The 24,415-nt window shown below is 54.2% G+C and carries 14 protein-coding genes and 1 riboswitch; of the genes, 7 read left to right on the top strand and 7 right to left on the bottom strand.

What is annotated here, in order from left to right; genetic code table 11:
• Positions 1-15: 15 nt before the first annotated feature.
• Positions 16-2,028 carry a phosphomethylpyrimidine synthase ThiC gene (gene thiC / locus K0H79_RS09625; protein WP_220075631.1) on the bottom strand — a complete coding sequence of 671 codons (2,013 nt, stop codon included), beginning with the start codon at positions 2,026-2,028 and terminating at the stop codon, positions 16-18.
• A gap of 266 nt (positions 2,029-2,294) precedes the next feature.
• A riboswitch (TPP riboswitch) is annotated at positions 2,295-2,393 on the bottom strand.
• 131 nt (positions 2,394-2,524) lie between these two features.
• The gene (locus K0H79_RS09630) at positions 2,525-3,790 is read right to left on the bottom strand and encodes a hypothetical protein (protein WP_220075632.1); all 1,266 of its coding nucleotides are present in this window, start codon (positions 3,788-3,790) and stop codon (positions 2,525-2,527) included.
• Positions 3,791-4,342: 552 nt separating this feature from the next.
• On the opposite strand from K0H79_RS09630, the gene K0H79_RS09635 reads away from it, so the two are divergent.
• Entirely contained in the window at positions 4,343-5,074 is a 732-nt protein-coding gene (locus tag K0H79_RS09635) for a hemolysin III family protein (protein WP_220075633.1), read from the top strand.
• A 169-nt stretch (positions 5,075-5,243) separates the two neighbouring features.
• Here the strand turns inward: K0H79_RS09635 and K0H79_RS09640 are convergent, their stop codons facing one another.
• The 3 genes from K0H79_RS09640 to imuA form a co-directional block, all read right to left on the bottom strand.
• Entirely contained in the window at positions 5,244-8,336 is a 3,093-nt protein-coding gene (locus tag K0H79_RS09640) for an error-prone DNA polymerase (RefSeq protein ID WP_220075634.1), read from the bottom strand.
• Complete coding sequence (locus tag K0H79_RS09645; protein WP_220075635.1) at positions 8,336-10,663, bottom strand: DNA polymerase Y family protein; 2,328 nt, start codon at positions 10,661-10,663, stop codon at positions 8,336-8,338. The genes K0H79_RS09640 and K0H79_RS09645 overlap by 1 nt, the downstream gene beginning before the upstream one ends.
• Positions 10,664-10,824: 161 nt before the next feature.
• A complete protein-coding gene (gene imuA / locus K0H79_RS09650; protein WP_220075636.1) occupies positions 10,825-11,520 on the bottom strand; it encodes a translesion DNA synthesis-associated protein ImuA in 696 nt (231 codons plus the stop codon).
• A gap of 159 nt (positions 11,521-11,679) precedes the next feature.
• Between imuA and K0H79_RS09655 the strand changes: the two genes are divergently transcribed.
• Genes K0H79_RS09655 through K0H79_RS09665 form a run of 3 tightly spaced genes read left to right on the top strand, consistent with a single transcriptional unit; the run spans position 11,680 to position 14,224 of the window.
• The gene (locus K0H79_RS09655; RefSeq protein ID WP_220075637.1) at positions 11,680-13,086 is read left to right on the top strand and encodes an ATP-binding protein; all 1,407 of its coding nucleotides are present in this window, start codon (positions 11,680-11,682) and stop codon (positions 13,084-13,086) included.
• Between the two features lie 35 nt (positions 13,087-13,121).
• Complete coding sequence (locus K0H79_RS09660) at positions 13,122-13,463, top strand: MGMT family protein (RefSeq protein ID WP_220075638.1); 342 nt, start codon at positions 13,122-13,124, stop codon at positions 13,461-13,463.
• Between the two features lie 14 nt (positions 13,464-13,477).
• On the top strand, positions 13,478-14,224 hold the full coding sequence (locus tag K0H79_RS09665) for a DUF3108 domain-containing protein (RefSeq protein WP_220075639.1): 747 nt from the start codon (positions 13,478-13,480) through the stop codon (positions 14,222-14,224).
• A gap of 75 nt (positions 14,225-14,299) precedes the next feature.
• Here K0H79_RS09665 and K0H79_RS09670 read toward each other — a convergent pair whose 3' ends face one another.
• Positions 14,300-15,109, bottom strand: a complete 810-nt coding sequence (locus K0H79_RS09670; protein ID WP_220075640.1) for a class II glutamine amidotransferase — start codon at positions 15,107-15,109, stop codon at positions 14,300-14,302.
• A 237-nt stretch (positions 15,110-15,346) separates the two neighbouring features.
• Here K0H79_RS09670 and fadE point away from each other — a divergent pair, with 237 nt between their 5' ends.
• On the top strand, positions 15,347-17,794 hold the full coding sequence (gene fadE / locus K0H79_RS09675; protein WP_220064629.1) for an acyl-CoA dehydrogenase FadE: 2,448 nt from the start codon (positions 15,347-15,349) through the stop codon (positions 17,792-17,794).
• Between the two features lie 438 nt (positions 17,795-18,232).
• On the opposite strand, the gene K0H79_RS09680 is transcribed toward fadE, so the two are convergent.
• A complete protein-coding gene (locus tag K0H79_RS09680; protein ID WP_258405365.1) occupies positions 18,233-20,254 on the bottom strand; it encodes a sodium:proton antiporter in 2,022 nt (673 codons plus the stop codon).
• 331 nt (positions 20,255-20,585) lie between these two features.
• On the opposite strand from K0H79_RS09680, the gene K0H79_RS09685 reads away from it, so the two are divergent.
• Together K0H79_RS09685 and K0H79_RS09690 are read left to right on the top strand one after the other, a co-directional pair.
• Positions 20,586-23,771 carry a two-component regulator propeller domain-containing protein gene (locus tag K0H79_RS09685; RefSeq protein ID WP_220075641.1) on the top strand — a complete coding sequence of 1,062 codons (3,186 nt, stop codon included), beginning with the start codon at positions 20,586-20,588 and terminating at the stop codon, positions 23,769-23,771.
• Positions 23,761-24,408: a response regulator transcription factor gene (locus K0H79_RS09690; RefSeq protein ID WP_220075642.1), complete on the top strand. Its 648-nt coding sequence runs from the start codon at positions 23,761-23,763 to the stop codon at positions 24,406-24,408. Before K0H79_RS09685 ends, K0H79_RS09690 begins: the two co-directional genes overlap by 11 nt.
• Positions 24,409-24,415: the final 7 nt, after the last annotated feature.

Below are 24,415 nucleotides of genomic sequence, written 5' to 3' on the forward strand. Positions count from 1 at the left end.
CTTGCCCTCGCCCATTTACACCAGTTCCTGCTCGGCCTTGCGCGCCGCATCGACGTGGGCCTCACTGTAAAGCGCGCTGCCGGTTTCTTTAAAGGTGGCAGACATCTTTTCCATACCCGCCTTGGCATAGCTTTCGGCTTTGGAATAGCTTTCTGCTGCGCCCACTTCGACCGTCTGCACTGCGTCCGGAATCTTGTTGGCCGCACTCTCTAAGCTGGCAGCATTCTCTAAGCTAGCCGCGTAGTCACGCACGTCCTGGGTGATTTTCATTGAGCAGAACTTGGGGCCGCACATGGAGCAGAAATGGGCCACCTTGGCCGACTCCTGCGGCAGTGTTTCGTCGTGATAGGCTCGGGCAGTATCGGGATCCAGCCCCAGGTTGTACTGATCTTCCCAGCGAAACTCGAAACGAGCCTTGGAAAGTGCATTGTCGCGAATTTGCGCGCCGGGATGCCCCTTGGCCACGTCGGCTGCGTGGGCGGCAATCTTGTAGGCAATAAGCCCTTGTTTTACGTCTTCCTTATTAGGCAGACCCAAATGCTCTTTGGGCGTTACGTAGCAGAGCATGGCGCAGCCATACCAGGCAATCATGGCCGCGCCAATGCCCGAGGTGAAGTGATCGTAGCCCGGGGCTATGTCGGTGGTCTGGGGGCCAAGGGTATAAAACGGCGCCTCGGCGCAGTGCTCAAGCTGCTTATCCATGTTCTCTTTGATGAGCTGCATGGGGATATGGCCCGGGCCTTCGATGATAGTCTGCACATCGTATTCCCAAGCGATTTTCACAAGCTCGCCAAGGGTTTCGAGCTCGGCAAACTGGGCTTCGTCGTTGGCATCGGCAATGGAGCCCGGACGCATGCCATCACCCAGCGACAGCGACACATCGTAGGCGGCGCAAAGCTCGCAGATCTCACGGAAATGGGTGTAGAGGAAGTTTTCCTGATGGTGGCTTAGGCACCACTTGGCCATGATGGAGCCGCCGCGTGACACAATGCCGGTAACCCGCTTGGCGGTCATGGGCACGTAGCGCAAGAGCACGCCCGCGTGGATGGTGAAGTAATCCACGCCCTGCTCGGCCTGCTCAATCAGGGTGTCGCGGAACACTTCCCAGTTAAGATCTTCGGCAATGCCATTGACCTTCTCCAGCGCCTGATAGATGGGCACAGTACCAATGGGCACCGGCGAATTGCGCACTATCCACTCGCGGGTTTCGTGAATATAACGGCCGGTGGACAAGTCCATCACGGTATCTGCGCCCCAGCGGGTTGACCACACCAGCTTTTCCACCTCTTCCTCGATGGAGGAAGTCACGGCCGAGTTGCCGATATTGGCATTCACCTTCACCAGAAAGTTGCGGCCAATGATCATAGGCTCAGCTTCGGGGTGGTTGATGTTAGCCGGAATTATCGCCCGGCCACGGGCCACTTCGTCCCGGACAAACTCCGGCGTGATGGGTTTGCCGACCAGAGCGCCGAAGGCTTCGCCTGGCTTTTTACGGTTAAGCTGCTCATCGGTGACTTCATCGCGGGCCATGTTTTCGCGAATAGCGATGTATTCCATCTCTGGGGTAATAATGCCCTGGCGGGCATAGTGCAGCTGGGTCACACGTTTGCCTGCCTTGGCGCGGCGCGGCTTTGGCAGCACGTCAAAACGCAGGTGATCAAGCCCCTCATCGGCGAGACGCTGCTGGGTAAAATTGGATGAGGCGCTGTTAAGCTCCTCGGTATCGCAGCGCGCTAAAATCCAGCCTTCTCGCAGCTTGGGCAGGCCCTGGCGCACATTGATGTCGGCTTCGGGATCTGAATAAGGTCCGGCGCAGTCGTACACCTTGATGGGCGGATTGGCCTCGAAGGTTTCTTCACCGTGGCTATTCACAATGCGGGTATCGGTTTGATGAATTTGGCGCATGCCCACCTGGATATCAGGCTGGGAGCCTTCAATGAAAATCTTTTCAGAATTGGGGCGGCGCAGCGGCTTTAAGTTATCGATAAAGTCCTGGGCGGCTTTACGGGTTTCGCGGCGGTTTGACATCAGCAATCTCACTTTTGGTTTCAAAATGGAGTTGCTTGTCGGGGGAGAAAATTGAGCAGTTGAATCAGCGGCGACGGCAGTTTTGCAGTGTTTTCAGCGCTGTCTGGCGTCTCATTCACCCCGGTTGCCTGGCAAACTCTCGGCATTTTTTTGCTGAGTTTTTGCGTTGCTGGCCACTTGGTCATCAGTTTGCGGCGGGCTTTCGCCTCATGTTCCGGTTTATCTTCCGGTTTATTTTCCGGCTTAAGCTGCTGACACTAACTGGGGTGGATTTGATGCTTGTTTCCTTCGCAGGTTCTAACCTGATCAGGTTCAACGGATCCCGAATAAACGGTCTCAGCCCTAAGGCACTCCGACAAGTGCTGGCAGTATAGGCTTAAGCGAAGGCCAATGACAATAGCCGCGAACGGGAAATTTAACCACGCATACAATGAAACATTAATCACTTTATTTTCATATAAATACGCCAATTTAAAATATTTATGATGAAAATAATTCAGTGCAAATCCTGCTTGCCCATCAGAGCGAGGTACTTGTTAATACCTTCCCTGAGGGCCTTTTTTACCCTGTCCTCACCACAGCGAAATGGAAAACCCAGGTTTTCGGCATGGGGATTAATGGGCGTTGGCACCTTCACCACCCGATAGCAAGTATCGCCGGATTTCACGATACGGTTGGGATCTATGTCGGAGTCCAGAGTGTTAGGTTTATAGAAATCATCGGCATCCGGCACCAGCAGCACTTCCATCTCTGGCAGAAGCTCCGACATGCCACGCCCCGCCGCATTCATGTGAATGGTCTGCTCGTCGGCGTAACTCTGCGATAAGGCATTCAACGCCTGAGCGTTTTGGCGCGCCATAAAACGGCTGGCGGGAGTCGAGAAATCAAGCTGACTCTGCTCAGATGGTGCGGGCGTCTCTATCGGCGGCAGAGATTCCCGCCGAGCCTTCTGCTCCGGCTCAACTGCAGGCTGTGCTGGGAGCGGTTCATCTTTGATAGGGGCAGGCTCTTTTGGCGCTGTAGCCAAGGCTGGCTCGATGGGGGCCTTTTGCTCGTTCACTTGCTCACGCTTAACCTGTTCGGGTTCGGGTTGAGGTATGACTGCAGCGGGCTCCGATGGATTCGCTGCTGGCGGCTGTTCAATTGGCTGTTTTGCCGCGCTGAACACCAAATAGGATTGCAACGCCTTGGGCTGGTTGGCGCGCTCATCCAGTGCCGCGCTTAATGAACCCAGCTGCGGTGCCAACTGCCAGGCAAGCAGCCCCAAAACTGCAAGGTGCACCAGGGTAACGGGCAGCAGCAATTTAAGCGGCAGTGTTTGCCTAACGTCGATTCTGTCGCGCTCCTGGGTTTCTTCCTGTTCTACGGTTTCTGGCCGCTCCCCGGCATCCAGTCGCCTAAAGGCCGTGAAGGTAGAAACCACTACAGAGCCGCTGGTATGGTCAGTGCGCTCAATTCCAAGGTTAAGATTGTCACCGCCTCGGGCAGGCAAAACGGGTACTGCCAGATGCAGCTGAGATACATCCTTTGGGGTTCGAGTGGCAAAAAGACTCAGCGAAGCCACGTAGCCATCATCCTGCCTGTCGTGCCTATGGGCATGGATAGGCTGCGGCGCAGGTGCCAAGGAGTCGCCCAATCCGTTCGATTTATCCTCTTCAGCACATGCTTCGTGGCCACCGGATTGAATGCTGTTTTCCTGCATACCCGGTGTTTTCAATTTGGGATTGCGGCTGGAGTCATTGCTGTTACTGCTGTTGGTCAAACGCCTTTCCTTTTCCCTGGGCTCTTGCGTGAGCTTTTCCCTGATTTTCTGGCCTTTTGGCTGAGCTCGGTTTTACTCTACTTGGCCTACGCTTTACTTGGCCTTACGCGTGACTTTATCTAAACCTGCACGCAGGTTTACCGGGGCTTGGTTTCCTTCTCAGCTTCAGCCTTCACTGCGCCTGGAACTGTCCCCAGGGCCCAGAGTCCGGTGCCAATGTCGCTTCTTTTGCCCTGAAACCAGTCGCTGAACTTACCAGGCGAACTTAATTGCAGCGCCTGATAAATCACCCGCTTAAAGCCGCCATTAACCATATCGCTATTGGAACAGAGGCAAGCTGCAAAAGTTCCTGATTGGTTATCATCTCGCGCAGCCTGCTGCCAATCTTAAAGGAGTGAGATTTTGCCTCGCTCAAAAACATGCGATTCAACACATTGATTTAAAATGGATAAAAATATTTAAGCGTACACCTGTACTCTTTTTTATGGTGTTTGCAGAAAGTGAATGTTAGATTAACGACTCTAATGCCAAGCCCTATCCCAAGAGTTCATCATGCCGTCAATACAAGCCAGCAGCGTATCAGATCCTGCTCCCGTTAATGCTCCGAAAAATGCCTCCACGGATGCTTATGGCAGCACCAACCCAGCCGCTTATTGCGAGCGGGAAGAACTGGCCAACACCTTAAGCCACGGCATTGGCGTGCTGGCGGCGCTGCTTGGCACAGCGGCCATGTTGTATGACAGCATCGGCCATTTGAGTTTGCTGCAAACCTTGGGCGTTGGCCTTTATGGCCTGAGTATGGTGCTACTGTTTGCCTGCTCTACCGCCTATCACTGGGCCAAATCACCTGCACTTAAGCGCAAACTCAAACTGTTTGACCACTGCGCCATTTATCTTTTGATTGCCGGAACTTACACACCGTTTGTACTCATTACCCTGGAAGGCGCCGGTGTCGATTGGGTACTGGCTGCTATCTGGTTACTTGCGCTTGGTGGTATTGGATTCAAGCTTTTGTTTTTACATCGCTTTAAAGCATTCAGCCTGGTGCTGTACCTTGCAATGGGCTGGTTGTGTGTGGCTGTGCTCGACAAGATGATCGCCGGCATGACCAACACAGGCTTTACTCTGCTGCTCACCGGCGGCCTGTTTTACAGCCTGGGAGTGGTGTTTTATGCGGTGAAACGTATTCCCTTTAACCATGCCATTTGGCACCTGTTTGTGCTTGGCGGCGCCATCAGTCACTTCCTGTGCATTTACCTCACGGTGATCCCCAAGGGCCAGTAAGCAAAGGTTAAAGTACCAAATGGCATAAAACTGAGACGCAAATGCAGTTCCTCTTTATGCCAGTGGTTTGCCAGACACCTCTGCCCGCCAGCCTGTTGTTCACCAGTGTGCTTGCTGATAACGGTACTCTGTTGACGTTGACGCTCGGCTTCCCTGTGAGCGCTCAGTGCTAGTGAAAATCCCGCGAGGCCACTTTGAGGCTATCGAGCAAGTGCGAGATATCCTCAAGCCGACCTGCCACCACATGGGTCACGCCATCGGCATGTTCCACAGTGCCATTTACTTTCAAAATGGTTGATGTCAAATACGGCTTTCGCTGCGCCCTTGCTGTGCCCATCCACACTATCAGGTTAGTGTTGCCAGTTTCATCTTCCAGGGTAATAAAGGTAACGCCCGATGCAGTGCCGGGTCGCTGCCTGCCGGTTACCACACCGGCAACAGTTACCAGCTGCCCATGACGGGTGTCCTCAAGCGCTTTTGCTGTCAAAGTTTTTCCAAGCAAACCAGCAGTTCGCAACAATGCCATCGGATGTTGCCCCAGGCTTAGCCCCTTGCTGCGATAATCCGCCTTGAGGCACTGCACCGCATTGGGGGCACTAAGGCTTGGCTCTGCGCCCCCTGGCAGCAGCGGCTCTGGCAAGTCATCAAACAGCGGCAGGCTTGCCTGGCGGGCCGACAATTGCCAGCGGCTTTGAAATCGGTGGCCACTGAGTAACCTGAAGGCATCGGCAGCAGCAAGCAGCTCCAAAGCGTGCCTGTCGAGCAAGACGCTTACCTCACTCAAGTGCGCAAAACCCGCCGCTGGGCGAGCAGCAACCAGCCTTTGCATAGCCTGCTCTTTCAGGCCCTTAACCTGCCTGAATCCGAGCCGTATCCCAAAGCCGGTGGCGGTCTTCACCAGGCTGCTGTCCCACTGGCTGTGATTGATACACACATCAAACACCTCCACCCCATGGCGACGCACGTCCTGCAACAGCTGCGATGGGCTGTAAAACCCCATCGGCTGGCTGTTCAGCAGCGCGCAGCAAAAGGCCGCCGGGTAGTAAAACTTAAGATAAGCAGAGACATAGGCTAACAGCGCAAAGCTTGCCGAGTGGGATTCAGGAAAGCCATATTCGCCAAAGCCCTGAATTTGGCGAAAGATCTGCCGGGCAAAATCTTCGCTGTAGCCCCGTGCGGCCATGCCATCCAGCAGCTTTTGTTCGAAGGGCCACAGCTTGCCGGTATGTTTCCAACTGGCCATGGCCCGGCGCAGCGCATCCGCCTCACCGCCACTGAAACCTGCGGCCACCATGGCAAGCTTGATCACCTGCTCCTGAAAAATCGGCACCCCCATGGTGCGCTCAAGCACGGCTTTGACGGCCTCGCTGGGGTAAGTCACCGCCTCCAGTCCTTTGCGGCGCCTCAGGAACGGATGCACCATGTCACCCTGAATTGGCCCAGGGCGCACAATCGCAATTTGAATAACCAGATCGTAATAGCATGCAGGCCTGAGCCTTGGCAGCATGGACGTTTGCGCCCGGGACTCCACCTGAAACACCCCCATGCTGTCGCCGCGGCTGAGCATACGATAGACATTGGGATCTTCGGCTTTGATTGACCGCATGCCAAAGGACTGTTGATGACGACTGATAAGCTCAAAACACTTACGAATGGCAGTTAGCATCCCCAGCGCCAGCACGTCCACTTTCAGTAGCCCCAGCGCCTCCAGATCGTCCTTATCCCACTGGATCACGGTTCTGTCTTCCATGGCGGCGTTTTCCACCGGCACCAGCTCGGCCAGTGGCCCGGCGGAAATCACAAAGCCGCCTACATGCTGGGATAAATGACGCGGAAACCCGAGCAAGGACTGCACAAGGTAGCCAAACATATCGGCGCCAGGCAACTGTGCGGCCAATTGTTCGCGCCAGGGGTGGCTCGGATCGCGCCTGTCGATACCCTGAATGAGCCTTGCCACCAGCTCTCTGTCCAACCCCAGCACCTTGCCTACTTCCCCCATGGCGCTTTTCAGCCGATAGGTGATCACACTCGCCGCCAGCGCCGCCCGGTGGCGGCCGTACTTGCGGTAAATGTACTGGATCACTTCTTCGCGGCGCTCATGCTCAAAGTCCACATCGATATCCGGCGGCTCGTGGCGTTCTTTGGAAATAAAGCGCTCAAACAGCATATTGACCCGGGTGGGATCCACTTCGGTGATCCCAAGGCAAAAACACACCACCGAATTGGCCGCCGAGCCGCGACCCTGATGCAAAATCCGCTTGCGTCTGGCGAAGCGGACTATGTCGTAAATGGTGAGAAAAAAATACTCGTATTCAAGCTCATGGATAAGCTTAAGCTCGGCCAGATACTGGCGTTTTACCGCTGCAGGTACTGCTAAGCCGTAGCGGCGCCGGGCGCCTTTGGCCACCTCCCGGGCAAGGTATTCACTGGCGTTTAAGCCAGCAGGCACCAGCTCGGCCGGGTACTCGTACCTGAGTTCAGCCATCGAAAACCGGCACTGGCTGGCAATCTTCTGGGTATTGGCAATCCACTCCTGCGGATAACGGCGATGGATGCTGCCAAGGGGCCGCAAGTAATGCTCAGCGTTCTGGCACAAATGGCCTTCGGCCTCATCAAGTCTGAGGCCCAAGCGAATGCAGGTGAGTACATCCAAAAGCGGCTGGCGCGCCGCGCTGTGCATACGCACATCTCCTGCTGCCACGCAGGGGATGTCGCACAAATCAGAGAGGCGCTTCAAATAGCGCTGCCACAGGCTGCCTGCGGCCTCAAGACACTGCTCCGCCAGAAAATAGCGCCGGCCCTGCCAGGCCGCAAGCTGCTTTGCCAGCCGCTTTTGCGTAGCAAACCACTGCCGCTCGGTTGCGGCAATGTCCGCCCCCGGATTTTGGGGCATCGGCGGGCGCCACAGCAGCACGCAGTCAGGCAACGGCGATAACAGGTCGTCCAGATTGATGCGATATTCCCCCTTGGGAGCCCGCCGCCGACCACGACTTATCAAACGGCACAGGGCGCCATAACCTGCCCGGCTGGTGGCCAGCAGCACAAAGGTGCCTTCCGGCAGCCGAAATTCACTGCCCACAATCAGCGCTATACCAGCTTCCACGGCGGCCATGTGTGCCTTGACCACACCGGCCACCGAACACTCATCGGTAATAGCGATGGCACTGTAGCCAAGTCGCGCCGCCTCGGCCACCAGCTCGTGTGGGTGCGACGCGCCCCGTAAAAAGCTGTAGTTACTGATGGCATGAAGCTCGGCGTACATCAAAACCAGCCCTGCAAGTAAAGTCCGGGCTCGCCCTCACGGCGAAACACCCAGCACAGGCCACCTTCATGGTGGCGGGCAAGATAATAGTCACGCGCCGCGCCCATGGGGTTCCCGCTTGACAAACTCTCGCTTACCTGCCCCGTACCAAGCTCAGTTGCGCTTTGAGCCGCCATAGCTTGGCTGCCATGCCACCAGGGCTCACGCAGCCGCTCCGGGCCGCGCAGCAGCTCAACATCGGTTTCTGCAATCGCTTCGGGCGTTACCAAAAGCCAGGGCGGGCGGCAGGCAAGTGACAGCCCTTCTGAGGCAGCATTCTGTGTGGTCGCAGGCTTAGCTGCTGCGGCTTTTGTCACTGGCTCGCTCAGTTCCATCACAGCAGTCGCGGCTTCGCTCGTTGCCACATCGCTCGTTGCAGCTTTGTTTGTAACGGGCTCATTGGCCGCTGTTAAGCCCTTAGCTGTTAAGTGCGTATCTGCTAAGTGCGTCGCTGTTAAGTCGGTTGCTGTTATGTTTGAAGTTAATCCCGGCGTTATGGCCTCAGTCATCGAATCATCATTCGCCCCATCCATTGCAGCCGAAGTTGCCTGGTTACCGGCTCGAGCGGCTGTAAGAGTAAAAGCTGTGTGGATGACATTCGAAGCACCAGCCGTGTTTGCGGCTTTTTTATCTGCTGCAGGAGTGATACCGGCAGCTGCTGCGCGTTGCCGCGCTGGCATGGATGAGGTGAATGGCTCTGTTGGCTTAAGCTCTGTTGGCTTAGCCTCTGTCAGTTTTGGCTGGGTCAATTTGGTCGGAGTTGGCTTTGACTGCTGGCGTGAAGGCTTTGCAGCTAAAGATGAGGCTGACAAAGATGATGCAGGCAAAGCCGTATAGGCAACCGCCACAGGTGCCGACATCGGCTGCAGGCAAAAGCTGTGCTCCGGCAAGAGCGCCTTTCTGGCGCCAAGGCGCTTTACCCTGTCTTGCCCCAGCCTGGCTTCGAGCCGGGCCAGCAAGCTCAGACTGGCTCTGTGACTGTTTTCGATGGCTCCTGCCGGCGGCGCACTTCTGGGGCTAAAGTGACAGCGGTGCAGCGTCAGTGCCACTACGGGCGCCGCCAGCGTAAAGCGCTCCAGTTGCAAACGGCACAGGGCCAACAGGCCATCGGCGGTGTATTCGGCAAAGGGGTATGCCAGCGACAGGCGCGCTTCATGATCCTCTGCAGTGGACTGAATCGACTCAGCTTTATCCAAAGCCCTGGATAGCGCGCCAGTCACGCCTCCCTGACCGAGACTTGCCTTTGGGCTACCTGTAATCTCGGAGGTCTCGGAGGTTTCTGTGGTTTCTGTGGCCCCTGTGAAGGTTGCCCGGTAATGTAGCACCAGCTCCAGCATGGAAACCGCCAACTGTCGCTGACGTAAAAACAGCGCCAGCTCGGCAAACATACGCCCAAGCATAAACACCAGGGCATTGAGGCTTTCAGCCTCATACATCAGCTCAAGCCGCTGACGATACTCTTCCTGCGGGCAATAAAAGCTCTGGGGATGGGGCTGCTTACCATTAAGCCTTGCCAATAGCAGCACAAATTCAGGACCAAAACGGATCCCAAGCTCAGCGGCGGGTAAAGCCTGCAGCGCACCTATATGCTCAAGTCCCATGCCCTCCAAACGAAAAAGCAGCGCCTCAGGCACAGGCAGAGTGGAGATTGGCAGCGCCGATAATTGTCGTGATAAAGCCTCTGCTGCGCTTTTGGGCTCAGCAATCGCTTTTGATGCCGATTTTGAAGCTGAAACCTTGAGAGCCGATTGCGACGTTGCAGCCCTGGCAAACACTGGCTGCAGCGTCTTTGATGCCAGACTGGGCCGGGTTTTGGCCAGCATACCCGCTGCCAACGGCGTGGCAGCAAACGCCATGGCAAAGTGGCAGTTAAGCCCTTCAAGCGCGGCTGCCAATGCCTTTGCCAGCGCCGCTTCGCCGCCAAAGAGTTTTGCCATAGAGCCGGTTTCAAGCAGCAGTACATCGTGGCAACGGGCAAAAAATGTATCGGGCTCAGGAGGCGGCACCAGGCGGGCACTGAAACTGTAGCCGTGGCGACACAGCCAGTCGCAGCCTTGCCGGTGCAGCGAGAGGTTGATGGGAAATGGCTGCACATTGGGGCACAGCTGCGCCGCACTGCCCATACTCTGACCTGCCATGACCCCGGCACTGGCCGCCTGCGGGCAGGCTTTAAGCACCCGCGCCCTTGCCACATCGTACAAAATAAGCGGCATGGATGGCGCCAGCCCCTGCACATGGCGCAGATAATCCAGCTCCCAATGGGGCAGCCATACACCAAGCCAGCGCATCAACCCTTAACCCGAACAGATTGATGACAGCTAAGCCCTCGGGCCAAGCAGCAGCGCTGCTGGACGAACAGGCTCTGATGCAAACACAGGCTCTGCTGAAACAAGTGTCTTTGATGGACGCACAGGCAATCACGGATAAACGACATACATCATCCTCCTGCTCAGGCGCCGCCCCAGGGGCCCTGCAACACCTGCACAGATGGCTGCGACGGTAAGTAGCGTGCAAGCAGTGGGGAAAGCCCCTCTATCTGCAAACTGTCCTGCGGTTTGCCGCCGCGGCGTTTCAGTAAGGCGAGTTCCAGCCTGTCTGAGTTACCGCCCGGGGTTAACCCCAAACGCAGCGGCAAAGGATTACCCTCAGTGGCGTCAGTCACCAGAATAATGGCCAGACAGCCGCCCTTTTCCGCCGCCAGCTGCAAACGCCGGGCTTCGGTCAGGCTTAAACGGTCAAGCCAGCCCAGCAACAAACGGCAGCCACCACTGGCCAGACTCTGCTCCATGGCCCAGAGTCTGTCCTTACGCGCGTTGACATCCACCAGACAAAAGCCTTCCGGCCGCAGTCCATGTTGCAATAAGTACTGCGGATTCAACTGCCAGGGAGCGCCAACCAAAATTACCGGGGTGTCGTTTTCGCCCTGTATGCACCTGAGCAATGGCGTTAACAGAAGCATTGACTGCGACCCCGGCACCGGGCAACTCAGTTCACACACCCCATGGCGCGGCCAGCCGCTGTCGGGCAAGGCGGTATCCAGCGTCTCAAAGCCGGTGGCATAACCGGGCTGCTGGCAGGTTTGTTGCCCAAGCCAGATATCCTGGCGGCCAAGTTGTTTGGAAAGCTCTTGTGGACTGGTTTTCATCGGGGCACCTGTGTCTGAACCGGGTTTCGGTATTCAAATCACCAATAACTGTATATTTATACAGTATAGCAGTTCTGACAAACTTGCCAATCCTCTGGGATCTGAATTGGCAAGGTGTATAATGCGAATCATTTTTATTTATGAGTCTGTGCGATTGTCATGAAATTGTCCCGCCATCACCCCTTTGCCCGCCTGCAATGGCGCCTGTTTGGCTATTTCGGCTCCTCGCTGTTGGTGATTTTGTTATTGGCCAGTCTGATTGAAGCCATGGTGCTGCATCAGCTGTTGGTGCTGCCAAAGGAAACCAAGGCGCAGCTGTCGGTGTTGGCCCGGGAGGCCGAAGCCATGGTGAAACGCGGCTCTCCTCAGGCGCTGGCCGAGTGGGAGGCGGCGCAGTCGTTCAGTTTGCATGTGATTAACAGCCGCCTTGAAGGCGTGAGCGGCCGCCCTGTTCATCCGCACTTTGAATTCAAACTGGGGTTTATGCTGGGGCCGGATCAGGCGCTGGGGGATCGGGTACAAAAGCCCATTATTGGCCTGCCGATTTATGCCACTTTCGATAATAGCGGCCCTCTGCTTTTGGCGGTGCAGCTCAATGCGAATTTGCACCCAGCCAAGGATCTCAGTTACAGCCTGTGGGCGATCCGCTTAACCGTGGGATTATTTGTGCTGTGGCTGTTCAGTCGCCTGCTGGGGCATTACCTCATCAAACCGCTGGCGACGTTGCAACAGGGCACCCGCGCCCTGGCAAGCGGAAAGCTCAGCACCCGGATCGGCGAGCACTTTTCGGCAGCTGAACCTGAGTTTTATCAGCTCGGCCACGACTTTGATGAAATGGCGGATGTGATTGAGCGCACCCTCACCACCCAGGAGCGCCTTATTCGCGACGTGTCCCATGAGCTGCGCACCCCGCTTGCGCGGCAAAAGCTGGCAGCCGATTTGCTGGAGGGCGATCTGGCAGAGTCCTCGCCTTACCTTAAGCGGATCCACGCCGAAAACAGCGAACTCAGCCGCTTGATAGACACACTTTTGGGATACAGCCGCCTCGCCAGTGGTTATCAGGCCGCCCGCTGCGCGCCCTTTAATCTGCACGAGCTGGCGCAGTCACTTCTGGGGGATTGCCGTTTTGAAGCTGCGCCACGCCAACATATCGAATGGCAGGATTTGGCCGCCTGCAAGCATATCGAGCTTGAAACCGACCAAAGTCTGCTGCAGCGGGCGCTGGAAAACCTGGTGCGCAACAGCCTTAAATATGCGGGAACTGATTGTCATATTCAGATAAGCAGCCACTGCGATGATAACTGGCTCAATATCACGGTGGCGGACAATGGCCCGGGTATCGATGACACCAAGCTCGAGACCCTGTTCCATCCCTTTACCCGCTTTGATGAGGCCCGCCATGCCAGTCAGGGCGGATTTGGACTGGGGCTTGCCATAGTGCGGGAGTGTGTGCGCCTGCTCGGCGGCGATGTCTCGGCCGGACGCAGTGAGCTTGGCGGGTTGGAAGTTAAGCTGTTGCTGCCGTTGCGGCTTAAAAGGCTGGCTGCTGCCGACAAGGCAATTTAGTATAGGTGCATGAAATGCTTTTGGAAGGTGAACGGATGTCCAGCCTGAGTCCAAGCCGGATCTGGCATATAGTGACCCTCATTCCCGAGGGCAAGGTGCTCAGCTATGGCAAAGTGGCCGACCTTGCCGGGTTGCCCGGCCGCGCCCGCTATGTATCACGGGCCCTTAAGCTGGCACCGGACAGCCTGGCACTGCCCTGGCACAGGGTGATAAACAGCCAGGGAAAAATTTCTTTTCCCAAAGACACTGAGCCCTTTCGGCAACAACAGGAAAGCCTGCGTCTTGAGGGGGTTATCGTGAACCAAGGCAAAATCAACTTGTCTGAATATGAGTGGCGGCCCGACATGGCCACCCTGGTATTGAGTCTGCCTTACTGACGCCAAGGAGCTGTATGCGCAAGTTTTTGTTATCCCTCGCCCTGCCACTGCTGAGTGCCAGTGCTTTAAGTATTAGCGCCTTTGCCCAAAACTCACTGACGCCCTTTGAAGCCGACTACAAGGTGCTGTACGGCGATATTGGCCTGGGCAAGGCTCATTTCAGCCTGCCGGCGCCCGAAGGAAATTACTACCAATACAATTTTACCAGCGAGCTGAGCCTGCTGTTTTTAAGCGATGAGCGCAGTATCAAGAGTAAATTCCGTCGCACCGACCATGGTCTTGAGCCCATGGTGTTTATCCATCAGCGCACAGGTACCGGCAGTGATTTCAGTGAGCAGGTGGCCTTTTTGAAAGACAAGTCCATCGTGCGCAGCAACTACAAGGGCGAGCATGTTGAGCTGCCGTTTGAAAACAAGCTCTACGACACCATGATGGTGCAGTTGCAGTTCCGTCAGGATCTGATTGAAGGCAAAGACGCACTTGAATACCACATGGTGAAAGACAACGAGATTGATGATTACTCATTCAAGCGCATGGGCGAGGAAGTGCTGAATATCGATGGCACCGAGTACCGTACCCTGCGCCTTGAGGTGATCCGCGACAGCAAGAAGCGCAAAACCGTAGTGTGGATGGCGCCGGATCTGGCCTATCTGCCGGTACGCATGACTCACTTTGAAAAGGGCGACAAGCAGCTGGATGTGCAGCTGACCGGTTATCGCTTTACCGACACCGCGCCTGCACCGCTGGCGGCCAATCCATAAGCGGTAAACAAGCCACAAAAAAAGCCGGCAATGCCCGGCTTTTTTAATCTTTATGCTATGCCAGCAGTTCCCGGGTTATTCGCTTGTATCCGTGTTTGCCACAAAAGCGCCGCCACCAACTACTTCCCCTTTACAAAACAGCTGCCACTGACCGGGCTGCATGATGTTCCAGGCCTCGTTGTCGGTTAATGGCCGGGTGGCTATCACGGTAACCACATCATTGGGTGTGGTTTCCTTATCAAAATCAATCACCACATCGGTATCAATCAACTTGGCCTTGCCAAAGGGCGCGCGGCGGGTGATGTGGCTTAAGTTATTACTGCAAAAGCTCATCAGGTAGTTGCCTTCCGAAAGGATCATATTAAACACCCCAAGGGAGCGGACCTCTTCGGCAAGCTCCGCCACGTAGGCGAACACAGGCAACATGTCTTCGGGGCGCTCATCGCCAAAGCGGGCCACCAGCTTTTCCAAAATCCAGCAAAACGCCAGTTCACTGTCGGTGTCTCCCACTGGGCGGAAACGGCGCACCGCAAACTTGTCCTTATAGTCACTCAACTGGCCGTTATGGGCATAAGTCCAGTTCAGGCCCCAGAGTTCCCTGTCAAAGGGGTGGGTATTTTCCAGCGCCACACAGCCACGGTTGGCCTGGCGGATGTGGCTTATCACGGTTTCGCTTTTAATCGGGTATGACTTAATCAAGCGGGCAATGTGTGATTCGCTCGACGGGCAGGCATCTTTAAAGGTGCGACTGCCCTTGCCTTCATAAAAGGTAATGCCCCAGCCATCCACATGGGGGCCGGTTACCCCACCACGCTCAGCCAGCCCGGTAAAACTGAACACAATGTCGGTGGGCACGTTGGCGCTCATCGCCAATAATTCACACATAATCAAGGCACCTGAAGGTCACAAATACAACAACTAACTTATTGTAACTTTGCCCTTTGTTGATGGGAATGCCGCAGGGCGCGAAAAAATTTAAACATTTGTTTGAAAAATGCTTGTGTTCGCTCACGGTTGGATTTACTTTTTAATGCGACACAGGTCTGACCACACACTATACTTGTGATCAGGATCGCTTATATGACCCGCCTGGAGAAGGGTTATGAATAAAGGAGAACGAGAGTGACTACCCTACTTTGGAGTATCGCGCTGCTTGTGGTGCTTGGTGCCTGCGCTTATTTGCGGGTGTCCTTGCTGACCGCTACGGCTGCAGCCGCCATTATGTTGACCGCGGGATGGACCTTGGATGTTGTTGGCCTTTGGGGCGGCATCATCTTTTTGGTTATCGCCCTGCCTCTGAATATCAGCAGTATTCGTCAAAGCCTGATCACCCGCCCGCTGCTGAAAGTGTACCGTGGCATCATGCCCGAAATGTCTTCCACTGAAAAAGAAGCCATTGACGCCGGTACTACCTGGTGGGAAGCCGATCTGTTCGCCGGTAACCCCAACTGGAAGAAGCTGCACAACTACCCCACTGCCCGCCTCTCTGCCGAAGAGCAAGCCTTTATGGACGGCCCGGTAAACGAAGTATGCCGCATGGTAAACGAACATCAGGTATCCCACGAGCTGGCAGACCTGCCTGCTGACGTATGGCAGTACCTGAAAGACAACGGCTTCTTCGCGATGATCATCAAGAAAAAGTTTGGTGGTCTCGAGTTCTCCGCCTACGCCCAATCCCGTGTACTGCAAAAGCTTGCAGGTGTTTCCAGCGAGCTGGCGTCCACCGTGGGCGTGCCCAACTCCCTCGGCCCCGGCGAGCTGCTGCAGCACTACGGTACGGCCGAGCAGCAGGACCACTACCTGCCACGTCTGGCCAAGGGTCTTGAAGTCCCTTGCTTTGCCCTGACCAGCCCTGAAGCCGGTTCAGACGCAGGTTCTATTCCTGACTACGGCGTTGTCTGCAAAGGCATGTGGAAAGGTGAAGAAGTGCTCGGCATGAAGCTCACCTGGAACAAGCGCTACATCACCCTGGCCCCTATCGCCACTGTGTTGGGTCTGGCGTTCAAACTGCGCGACCCTGAGCGTCTGCTCGGCGGCGAAGAAGAGCTCGGCATTACCTGTGCCCTTATTCCTACTGATGTGGAAGGCGTGGAAACCGGTCGTCGTCACTTCCCGCTCAACTGTATGTTCCAAAACGGCCCAACCCGCGGTAAAGACGTGTTTGTGCCCTTAAGCTTTATCATCGGCGGTCCGAAAATGGCCGGTCAGGGCTGGCGCATGCTGGTGGAATGTCTGTCGGTTGGCCGCGGCATTACGCTGCCATCCAACTCTGCCGGTGGCGTAAAAACCGCAGCCCTGGCAACCGGCGCCTATGCCCGCATCCGCCGTCAGTTCAAACTGCCTATCGGTAAGCTGGAAGGTATTGAAGAGCCAATGGCGCGCATCGGCGGTAACGCTTATCTGATGGACGCCGTGACCTCGCTGACCACCACAGGTATCGATTTGGGTGAAAAGCCATCGGTCATCTCTGCCATCGTGAAGTATCACCTCACAGACCGTATGCAGAAATGCGTTATCGACGCCATGGACATCCACGGCGGTAAAGGCGTGTGCCTTGGCCCCAACAACTACCTGGGCCGTGGTTATCAGGCTGCCCCTATCGCCATTACCGTGGAAGGTGCCAACATCCTGACCCGCTCTATGATCATCTATGGTCAGGGCGCCATTCGCTGCCATCCCTATGTGCTGGCCGAAATGGACTCTGCCTTCGATAAAGACGTGCGTCAGGGTCTGAACAAGTTCGATGCAGCCCTCTTTGGCCACATCGGCTTTACCATCAGCAACCTGATCCGCAGTGTGTGGATGGGCCTGACCGGCAGCCGCTTCTCTAACGCCCCATACGGCGACAAGACCAAGCGCTACTACCAGCACATGAACCGTTTCAGTGCCAACCTGGCGTTGCTGTCTGACCTGGCTATGGCCACCCTGGGCGGTAACCTCAAGCGTAAAGAGCGTATCTCTGCCCGTCTTGGCGACATGCTGAGTCAGCTGTACCTGGCCTCTGCCACGTTGAAGCGTTATCAGGATGAAGGTCGTCAGACTGAAGATCTGCCACTGGTACAGTGGGCGGTTGAAGATGCCCTGTTCAAGCTGCAAGCCTCTTTGGATGAGCTGCTGGACAACTTCCCTGCCGGTCTTGGCGGTGTGCTGCGCGTACTGCTGCTGCCTTTCGGTCGTCCACTGAAGCGTCCGAGCGATGTACTGGACCACAAGGTTGCCAAAATCATGCAAACCCCTTGTGCCAGCCGTGAGCGTCTCGGTCAGGGTCAATTCTGGGAAGCCTGCGACAACAACCCTGTGGGTGTTCAGGAGCAGACCTTCAAGGACATCCTCGCTGCCGAGCCACTGTACGACAAGGTGTGCAAAGCTGCCGGTAAGCGTCTGCCCTTTATGTGGCTGGATCAGGTGGCTGCCGAAGGCAAGGCACTGGGCATTCTGTCTGATGCCGAAATCGCCCTGCTGGAGAAAGCCGAGATTGGCCGTATGAAGTCTATCAACGTAGACGACTTCGACCCAGCCGAGCTCGTGGCGCAAACCACTGGCAGCAAGTCTCAGGAGCAAGCGGCGTAAACGCTGCAACCCCTGATAGAAAAAGGCGCCTCAGGGCGCCTTTTTTACTTACTGCATCTTGCCAGGGATGTTCTGACTGCCGCACGCGCTTAGGTGAACGGCAATTAATCCATCCCCCAATCAGCGCTGCTGAAACCAGCACTGCCTGCCCAATTTATTGATAAGCTTTTTGGCTGATGGCGTGGCTATTCTATTTCATGCCAGGCCTTACCTATTTAAATCATACAGCCACTCCCAGTCAGCAGACCGATTCAAGAAACTGATTCTGTCAATCTGACCCGGAACATCGTCATATAGAAATTTAAACCAACAGTTGAGCGTGCTGCCGGGCAGAAGCTGCGATACACAACTTAGCTCAATCACTTCTTCACAACAGCACGCAATCAAAAACCAAGAAACCACAAAACAAAGCATTCAAGAAACAAGGTATTCAGACCGTCACGCTTTCACAGGCGCGCTGCCTTCGCCGTTGGCATCCCGATTATCACTCAGCCCTTTGTCTCTCGCTTTTTCTGTATCTTTTTCTGTATTTATTGCTGTATCCGGGGCAGGCGTTAACTCAGCGGAGGTAGTTGCCTCCTCTTGTATTGCCTTGGCCACTGCAACCCGCTCGTCTTCTTCTTTCTCTGCCAGCGCCTTTTCAAGCGCTTCTTTCTCTTGCTGCTCTTTGGCGTATTGCTGCGACTCAACAGGAATAAGACTGATAAGCTCGATGCCGGTGGCCGGGATGTCGCTGCCGGCGGTGATAATGCGCAGCTTTTCATCCTGCAGATACACCAATGGCAACACGCTCTCACCGTAGCGACGCATAAAATCCACCAGGGTAAAGCTTTCCCTCAAAGTGGTGCTCTTCAAGATGGCACCTTTTGCCATTTGGCTGGCGATTTTGGCGTAAGAAATCCCTTCGCCAAACAGGCACAAGCGCTTCATATAGACTTCTGAGGCCAGATGACGGGCGCTGGAGCCTTCCATATTATTCAGCCCATAGACTTTTTCCGCGCCAAAATAATCCTGAAAATGGAAGCTCACCAAAGGATTCAACTGCCGGTAGGGAGACACGACCAACACCCGACCGATGCCGGTTAAGTCCAGATAGGTTTCGGCGTGTTCCGATGCCGGATTGCCAAAATACACCGGAATATTATCCATCCGCGCCAGGCGAATATTGTCCCAGTTGGTATCAGCAAGAGTGACCTTGATGTTTTTACTCTTCAACAGTTTGGCAAAGGCGCGGGAAAAGCTGGACGCACCAAAGAGTAGAAGCCCCTGGGCTGAGTCGGCCTTGACTTTAAGAATACGTGCCCAGGTGCCCGCTGAAAGACTTTGAATAACCACAGTACCGATAATAATCAGAAACACCAGAGGCACAATTTTCTCGGCGCCGGGCACGCCCTGCTCTTCAAGCTTGATGGCAAAGAGCGACGACACCGCCGCTGCTACAATCCCCCGGGGTGCCACCCAACTTAAAAACCACTTTTCCGGCGCCGTGAGATTGGTGCCTATGCCCGACAGCCACACGCTGAGTGGCCGGGCAATCAGCATGGCAACAGCGAGCACCCCAATGCCGCCCCAGCCTAAATCCAGCATGGCGGTGGAGTCCAGTCTGGCCGCCAGCAGAATAAACAGCGCCGAAATCATCAGTACCGTCAGGGTTTCTTTAAACTCGAGAATATCGGCGATGTCGACGCCGCGCATATTGGCAAGCCAAATGCCCATCACGGTAACTGTGAGCAGGCCTGATTCTTCCTGCAGCAGATTCGAACCAACAAAGGTGCCCAGCATCACGGTGAGCACGGCGGTGTTTCTCAGATAATGAGGTAAGAGATCTTTGCGCAGCACCCAGCCCACCACATATCCCATGGCGGCTCCGACACCAAAGCCCAGCGCCAAGATAGAGCCGAATGACATCAAAATGTGCTCGGTGGCATTTTGGGACGCGGCGATATATTCAAATACCAATACCGCCAGCACAGCGCCAATGGGGTCAATCACTATGCCTTCCCAGCGAAGGATACTGGCAAGCTGCGACTTGGGGCGCACACTCCTGAGCATGGGCACTATCACTGTGGGGCCGGTCACCACCACCAGGGCACCGAATAACCACGCCAGCGCCCAATCAAAACCCATAAAGTAATGGGTCGCGAGGGATATAGCCACCCAGGTCACCGCCATACCTATGGTCACCAAGTGGGTTACCATTCGACCATAGTCTCTGATTTCTTTGAAGTTAAGCGTCAGTGCGCCTTCAAATAAGATGATGGCAACACCCAGAGAAATCATCGGGAAAAGAAGATCGCCAAAAATGGCATCAGGCTTGAGAAAGCCAAGCCCGGGCCCAAGCAGCAGGCCACAGAGCAGTAGAGGCAAAATGGCTGGAAGTCTTAACTTCCACCCCAGCCACTGGCAAAACAACGAAAGCACACCAATGAGTGCCAGAATGCCGGTGATATGTTCAACCATGTATTAATCCTTGAACAGAAGATCCCTGAAAATAAGATCACATTAGCAGCCAAATGTGTCTGTTTCATCTTATCTATTTTTGAGCAGAGCGCCATGGGGCAAATAACACTGCCACCCTCACGCTTCAGCGACTTAGCAATACGGCACACAGCCATGGTTAGCCGTGATTAGAAGTACAGCCAAACGCCGAAAACAGCCGGACAGCAAACGTGTGACTAAAGCAATTCGTTACTGAACCCTCAGGCGAATATCAACGCCCTTGGATATTTAACTCTCTGATTGAAGGAAACAACTTTTAACAGCATGGCATGTTGCCAGTATGTTGTAATTCATGCCTGTCGATGATAGCGTTGCCGGGATATTTAGCGGGGGGATAATGTCTGCGGTAATAAGAACAATCATTTATATAATGCTGTTGCACCTTGGTAACGCATGGTCTGCACCTGAAAAAATTGCACAAAACTTAGACTTTGATGCAGACAACATTTCCGCGGTCCTGTTTGATCAACAGGGATTTATGTGGCTGGGAACCCAGGACGGCTTATTCTTTTACGATAGCCATCAACTGGAGAAATTCAGACCGGATATGGATACGCCGGGCACCATCGCGGCGTTGGATATACGCAATCTCTATCTGAGTCGGGACAACAGCCTCTGGATTTCCACCAACAGTGGTGGCCTCAGTCGATTCAACCCGGACACCCGCACTTTTACCAATTACCGACACAATTCCGAAGACATTAATTCACTGTCCAATGACAGTGTTTATGACGTCACTGATGGCCCTGACGGCGAGCTTTGGGTAGCGACTCAAATTGGATTAAACCGATTAAATCCGGCAACCGGAAAAGTGCGCCGTTACGTTAAAGAAGACACAAACGCAGCATCCCTGCCCTCAAACTATATTTACAGACTTTATGTCGACAGCCACAACCGGCTTTGGATTGGCACCATTGGGGGGGGGCTCGCATATTGGGCAGGCGAAACCCAAGGGTTCATCAGTGTAGAACTGCCCGATGGGATAAAGGACGTATTTTCCATCGTTGAACAGGATGGAAAATATTTATGGGTCGGCACTCGCCAGGGATTGCTCAAAGTAACGCTGGACAACTTACTCGTCAGCCGTATCAGGCCCGTTCTGGGTACTGAGTCGGAGTTGATGATTATTTCATTACATCTGGATGCCAATCAGCTGATTTTAGGCACCTTTGGCCAAGGCCTTAAGTTTTACGACCCTGACACCAATCAGCTCAATCAACATAGCCAGGATAGCCAAAGCGCCAAAGACACCATTACCAGCATTGTAAAAGACAGTACCGGGCAGCTTTTTTATGCTACCTGGGGTCGAGGGGCCTATAAGCTGGATGTGACTGAGCGAAATAAATCGGCTAACGGCACAGCAAAGAGCACGTCGCTCTCTTTGCCTAATGTCGCAGCACTGTACGCATCATCCGGCAGCAATAAAGCCTGGGTTGGCTCCTTCAGTCATGGCTTGCACTGGCTTGATCTGGACACCCAACAGCTGAATAAATTTACCCCCAGTACGTATACCCAAAACATTAACGGCGTGTTGAGCATTGCTTCTGTTGGAACGGATGAGCTGCTGGTTGGTACATCTGAGGGCTTATGGCACCTGCTTGGTAATGGCACAGTTAAAGCACATTTTTCTTACCAGCGTAACGAGGCGGGATCCATTGGCAAGGGATTTGTCAGAGTACTGCAACCCGATGACAGCGGCGATGTCTGGGTCGGCATTGGCGGCGATGGCCTTTACAAATACCATCCTGACAGCGAAACCTTCACGGCTTTTAAGCACGACCCGTCAGTACAGGATTCCCTGAGTGGAAATTACATCACCTCACTTCTGGTAGATGGTCCCTATCTCTGGGTGGGCACCCGCTCAAATGGCTTGAATCTCTGTCAGAAAGACAACATGTCCTGTCAGCGTCTTCAGGTACATAACAGTGGATTAAACCATTATTACATCTCCGACATCGCAAAGGATGACCTGGGTAATATCTGGGTTGGTACCGATGGCGGCGGTTTACACAAGGCCGAATTCCATCAGCGCGGTGTCGAGACAGAAGTTCGTATCACGCCAGAGGCAGGATTGGCTGCAGACTCAATAAAATCGATTTTACCGGGAGCCTCGGGCGACGTTTGGTTTACAACCAGCGACGGATTATTCGGCTATAACGCAGACCAAAAGCGCTTTTATAAGGCAACAGACAGGGTACTGAACGGCCTGGGTGGATTTTCACAACGTTCTCGAGCAAGCGCTGGCGAGACCAATCTGCTTGGTACCAATAATGGCGTGTATCTCTTTACAGCGATGTCCAACATAGAGCCCGAGATCCACTTCCCTGTCCGATTCACTCAGATTTTATCCGATAGCCTGCCAAGCCCAATTTTAAACACCGCAATTCAGGAGCCTTTCCAAATGTCAGTCCCCTGGGGGGGCTGGCTGAATGTAGAGTTTGCCCTGTTGGACTATGGCTCAACGGGTCATAGCTATCAATATCGCATGTCTTCCAAGAGCGAATGGATATCGCTGAAATCCATGCACCATTTGAATTTCTATAAACTCGACCCGGGGGTACACCGTCTTGAAGTACGGGGAAGAGGCGTAAACCAGGCATGGAGCCAACCGGCGACACTCAACCTCACAGTGGTTCCCCCCTGGTGGCGTAACACCACCTATATCGGCTTGTTGCTGGTGTGCATTGCATTTGTGGCGATAAGCTATCACAGGTTTCGGATGGCCAAATGGGAAAGGTATACCCGCCGCCTCAATGCGCTGAAAGAAGAGAAACTCGCTGTTATCGAAAAGCTCAGGCAAAACGAACAGCATTTGAAATCTGCTTTTGAAGGAATGCGTAATCTGGCCACCCGCCTGCAATATGCCAAGGAAGAAGAGCGTAAATCCATTTCCCGGGAACTTCATGATCAATTCGGCCAATCACTCACTGCTACTCAGATAAGCCTGCAACTGTTCCGGCGCCAACACCCCAATGACACGGAGCTGATAGATACCTGCATTACGACTATTCAATCCATGATTAAGCAGGTACGGGCAATCTCATTCGATTTACGTCCCAGTCTTCTGGACGACGTTGGTTTGGTTGCAGGTCTTCACCACCAGCTAAATAAAATGTCATCGTCATTGGCACATCCCATCATCTTTAATGCCGATGTTGATATCCCGGAACTGAGTCCCAGTCTAACCATTACCCTATTCCGGGTAATTCAGGAGTCAGTCACCAATGCCATTCGCCATGCGAATGCCACGAAAATTGAAGTAACGCTTTACCTGGATGGGAACAACATTAAGGCCGACGTTTCCGATAACGGCGTAGGCTTCGATCCCGATGACATTTCCTCTAAAGTCAGCAAGGGTGGCCACTTGGGCCTACTGGGTATTGAGGAGCGAGTTAGGTCCCAAAGCGGTAACTTGAATATCAAAGCCATTCCCAATGGCGGTGTTTCCATTTCAGTTGAGTTTCCTTATGAAAAGTAACAATAGCGTCGTATTGGTAGATGATCATGAACTGGTTCGCGCCGGTATACGCACCTTATTACATACCATTGACTCAATCGAGGTGATTGGTGAATGTGGGGATGGCCTCGAGGCTGTGGCCTTGGTTAAGCGACTTAAGCCAAAGCTGCTGGTATTGGACATATCGATTAAAAGCTTAAGTGGGATGGAAGTTGTCAAACTGATTGCAAACCAAGGGATACCGGTAAAGATTTTAATTCTTTCTATGCATAATAATGTCGAATATGTGGCCAAATGCTTGAAACACGGGGCACATGGCTACCTCTTGAAAGATGCCGCAGTCGATGAACTTGAGCCGGCCATCAGAAACGTTTTGCAGGGCAACAGCTACATCAGCAAAGAAATTGATATCAGTCTCCTGGATCAATTACTGTCCACCAATCAATCCGCGACATCCCTTCTGGAGCTATTAACCAGCAGGCAAAAACAGATCCTTCAGCTCATAGCTGAAGGCTATTCCACCCGACAAATTGCCGAGTCTGTCAGTGTCAGTATCAAGACGGTCGAGACACACAGGGCGCACATAATGGCGAGATTACAAATATTTGATATTGCAGGTCTGGTACGTTTTGCGCTGCAAGAAAAGCTTATCCCCTGAAACATCG

Source organism: Shewanella sp. FJAT-52076, from assembly GCF_019457455.1.
GTDB lineage: Bacteria > Pseudomonadota > Gammaproteobacteria > Enterobacterales > Shewanellaceae > Shewanella > Shewanella zhangzhouensis.

Bases quoted from the DNA above. Each gene is read 5' to 3' on its own strand.
- K0H79_RS09635 (WP_220075633.1), top strand. From the start codon at position 4,343: ATGCCGTCAATACAAGCCAGCAGCGTATCAGATCCTGCTCCCGTTAAT.
- K0H79_RS09655 (WP_220075637.1), top strand. From the start codon at position 11,680: ATGAAATTGTCCCGCCATCACCCCTTTGCCCGCCTGCAATGGCGCCTG.
- K0H79_RS09660 (WP_220075638.1), top strand. From the start codon at position 13,122: ATGTCCAGCCTGAGTCCAAGCCGGATCTGGCATATAGTGACCCTCATT.
- K0H79_RS09670 (WP_220075640.1), bottom strand. From the start codon at position 15,109: ATGTGTGAATTATTGGCGATGAGCGCCAACGTGCCCACCGACATTGTG.
- K0H79_RS09640 (WP_220075634.1), bottom strand. From the start codon at position 8,336: ATGTACGCCGAGCTTCATGCCATCAGTAACTACAGCTTTTTACGGGGC.
- K0H79_RS09680 (WP_258405365.1), bottom strand. From the start codon at position 20,254: ATGGTTGAACATATCACCGGCATTCTGGCACTCATTGGTGTGCTTTCG.
- K0H79_RS09685 (WP_220075641.1), top strand. From the start codon at position 20,586: ATGCCTGTCGATGATAGCGTTGCCGGGATATTTAGCGGGGGGATAATG.
- imuA (WP_220075636.1), bottom strand. From the start codon at position 11,520: ATGAAAACCAGTCCACAAGAGCTTTCCAAACAACTTGGCCGCCAGGAT.
- K0H79_RS09645 (WP_220075635.1), bottom strand. From the start codon at position 10,663: ATGCGCTGGCTTGGTGTATGGCTGCCCCATTGGGAGCTGGATTATCTG.
- K0H79_RS09665 (WP_220075639.1), top strand. From the start codon at position 13,478: ATGCGCAAGTTTTTGTTATCCCTCGCCCTGCCACTGCTGAGTGCCAGT.
- thiC (WP_220075631.1), bottom strand. From the start codon at position 2,028: ATGTCAAACCGCCGCGAAACCCGTAAAGCCGCCCAGGACTTTATCGAT.
- K0H79_RS09690 (WP_220075642.1), top strand. From the start codon at position 23,761: ATGAAAAGTAACAATAGCGTCGTATTGGTAGATGATCATGAACTGGTT.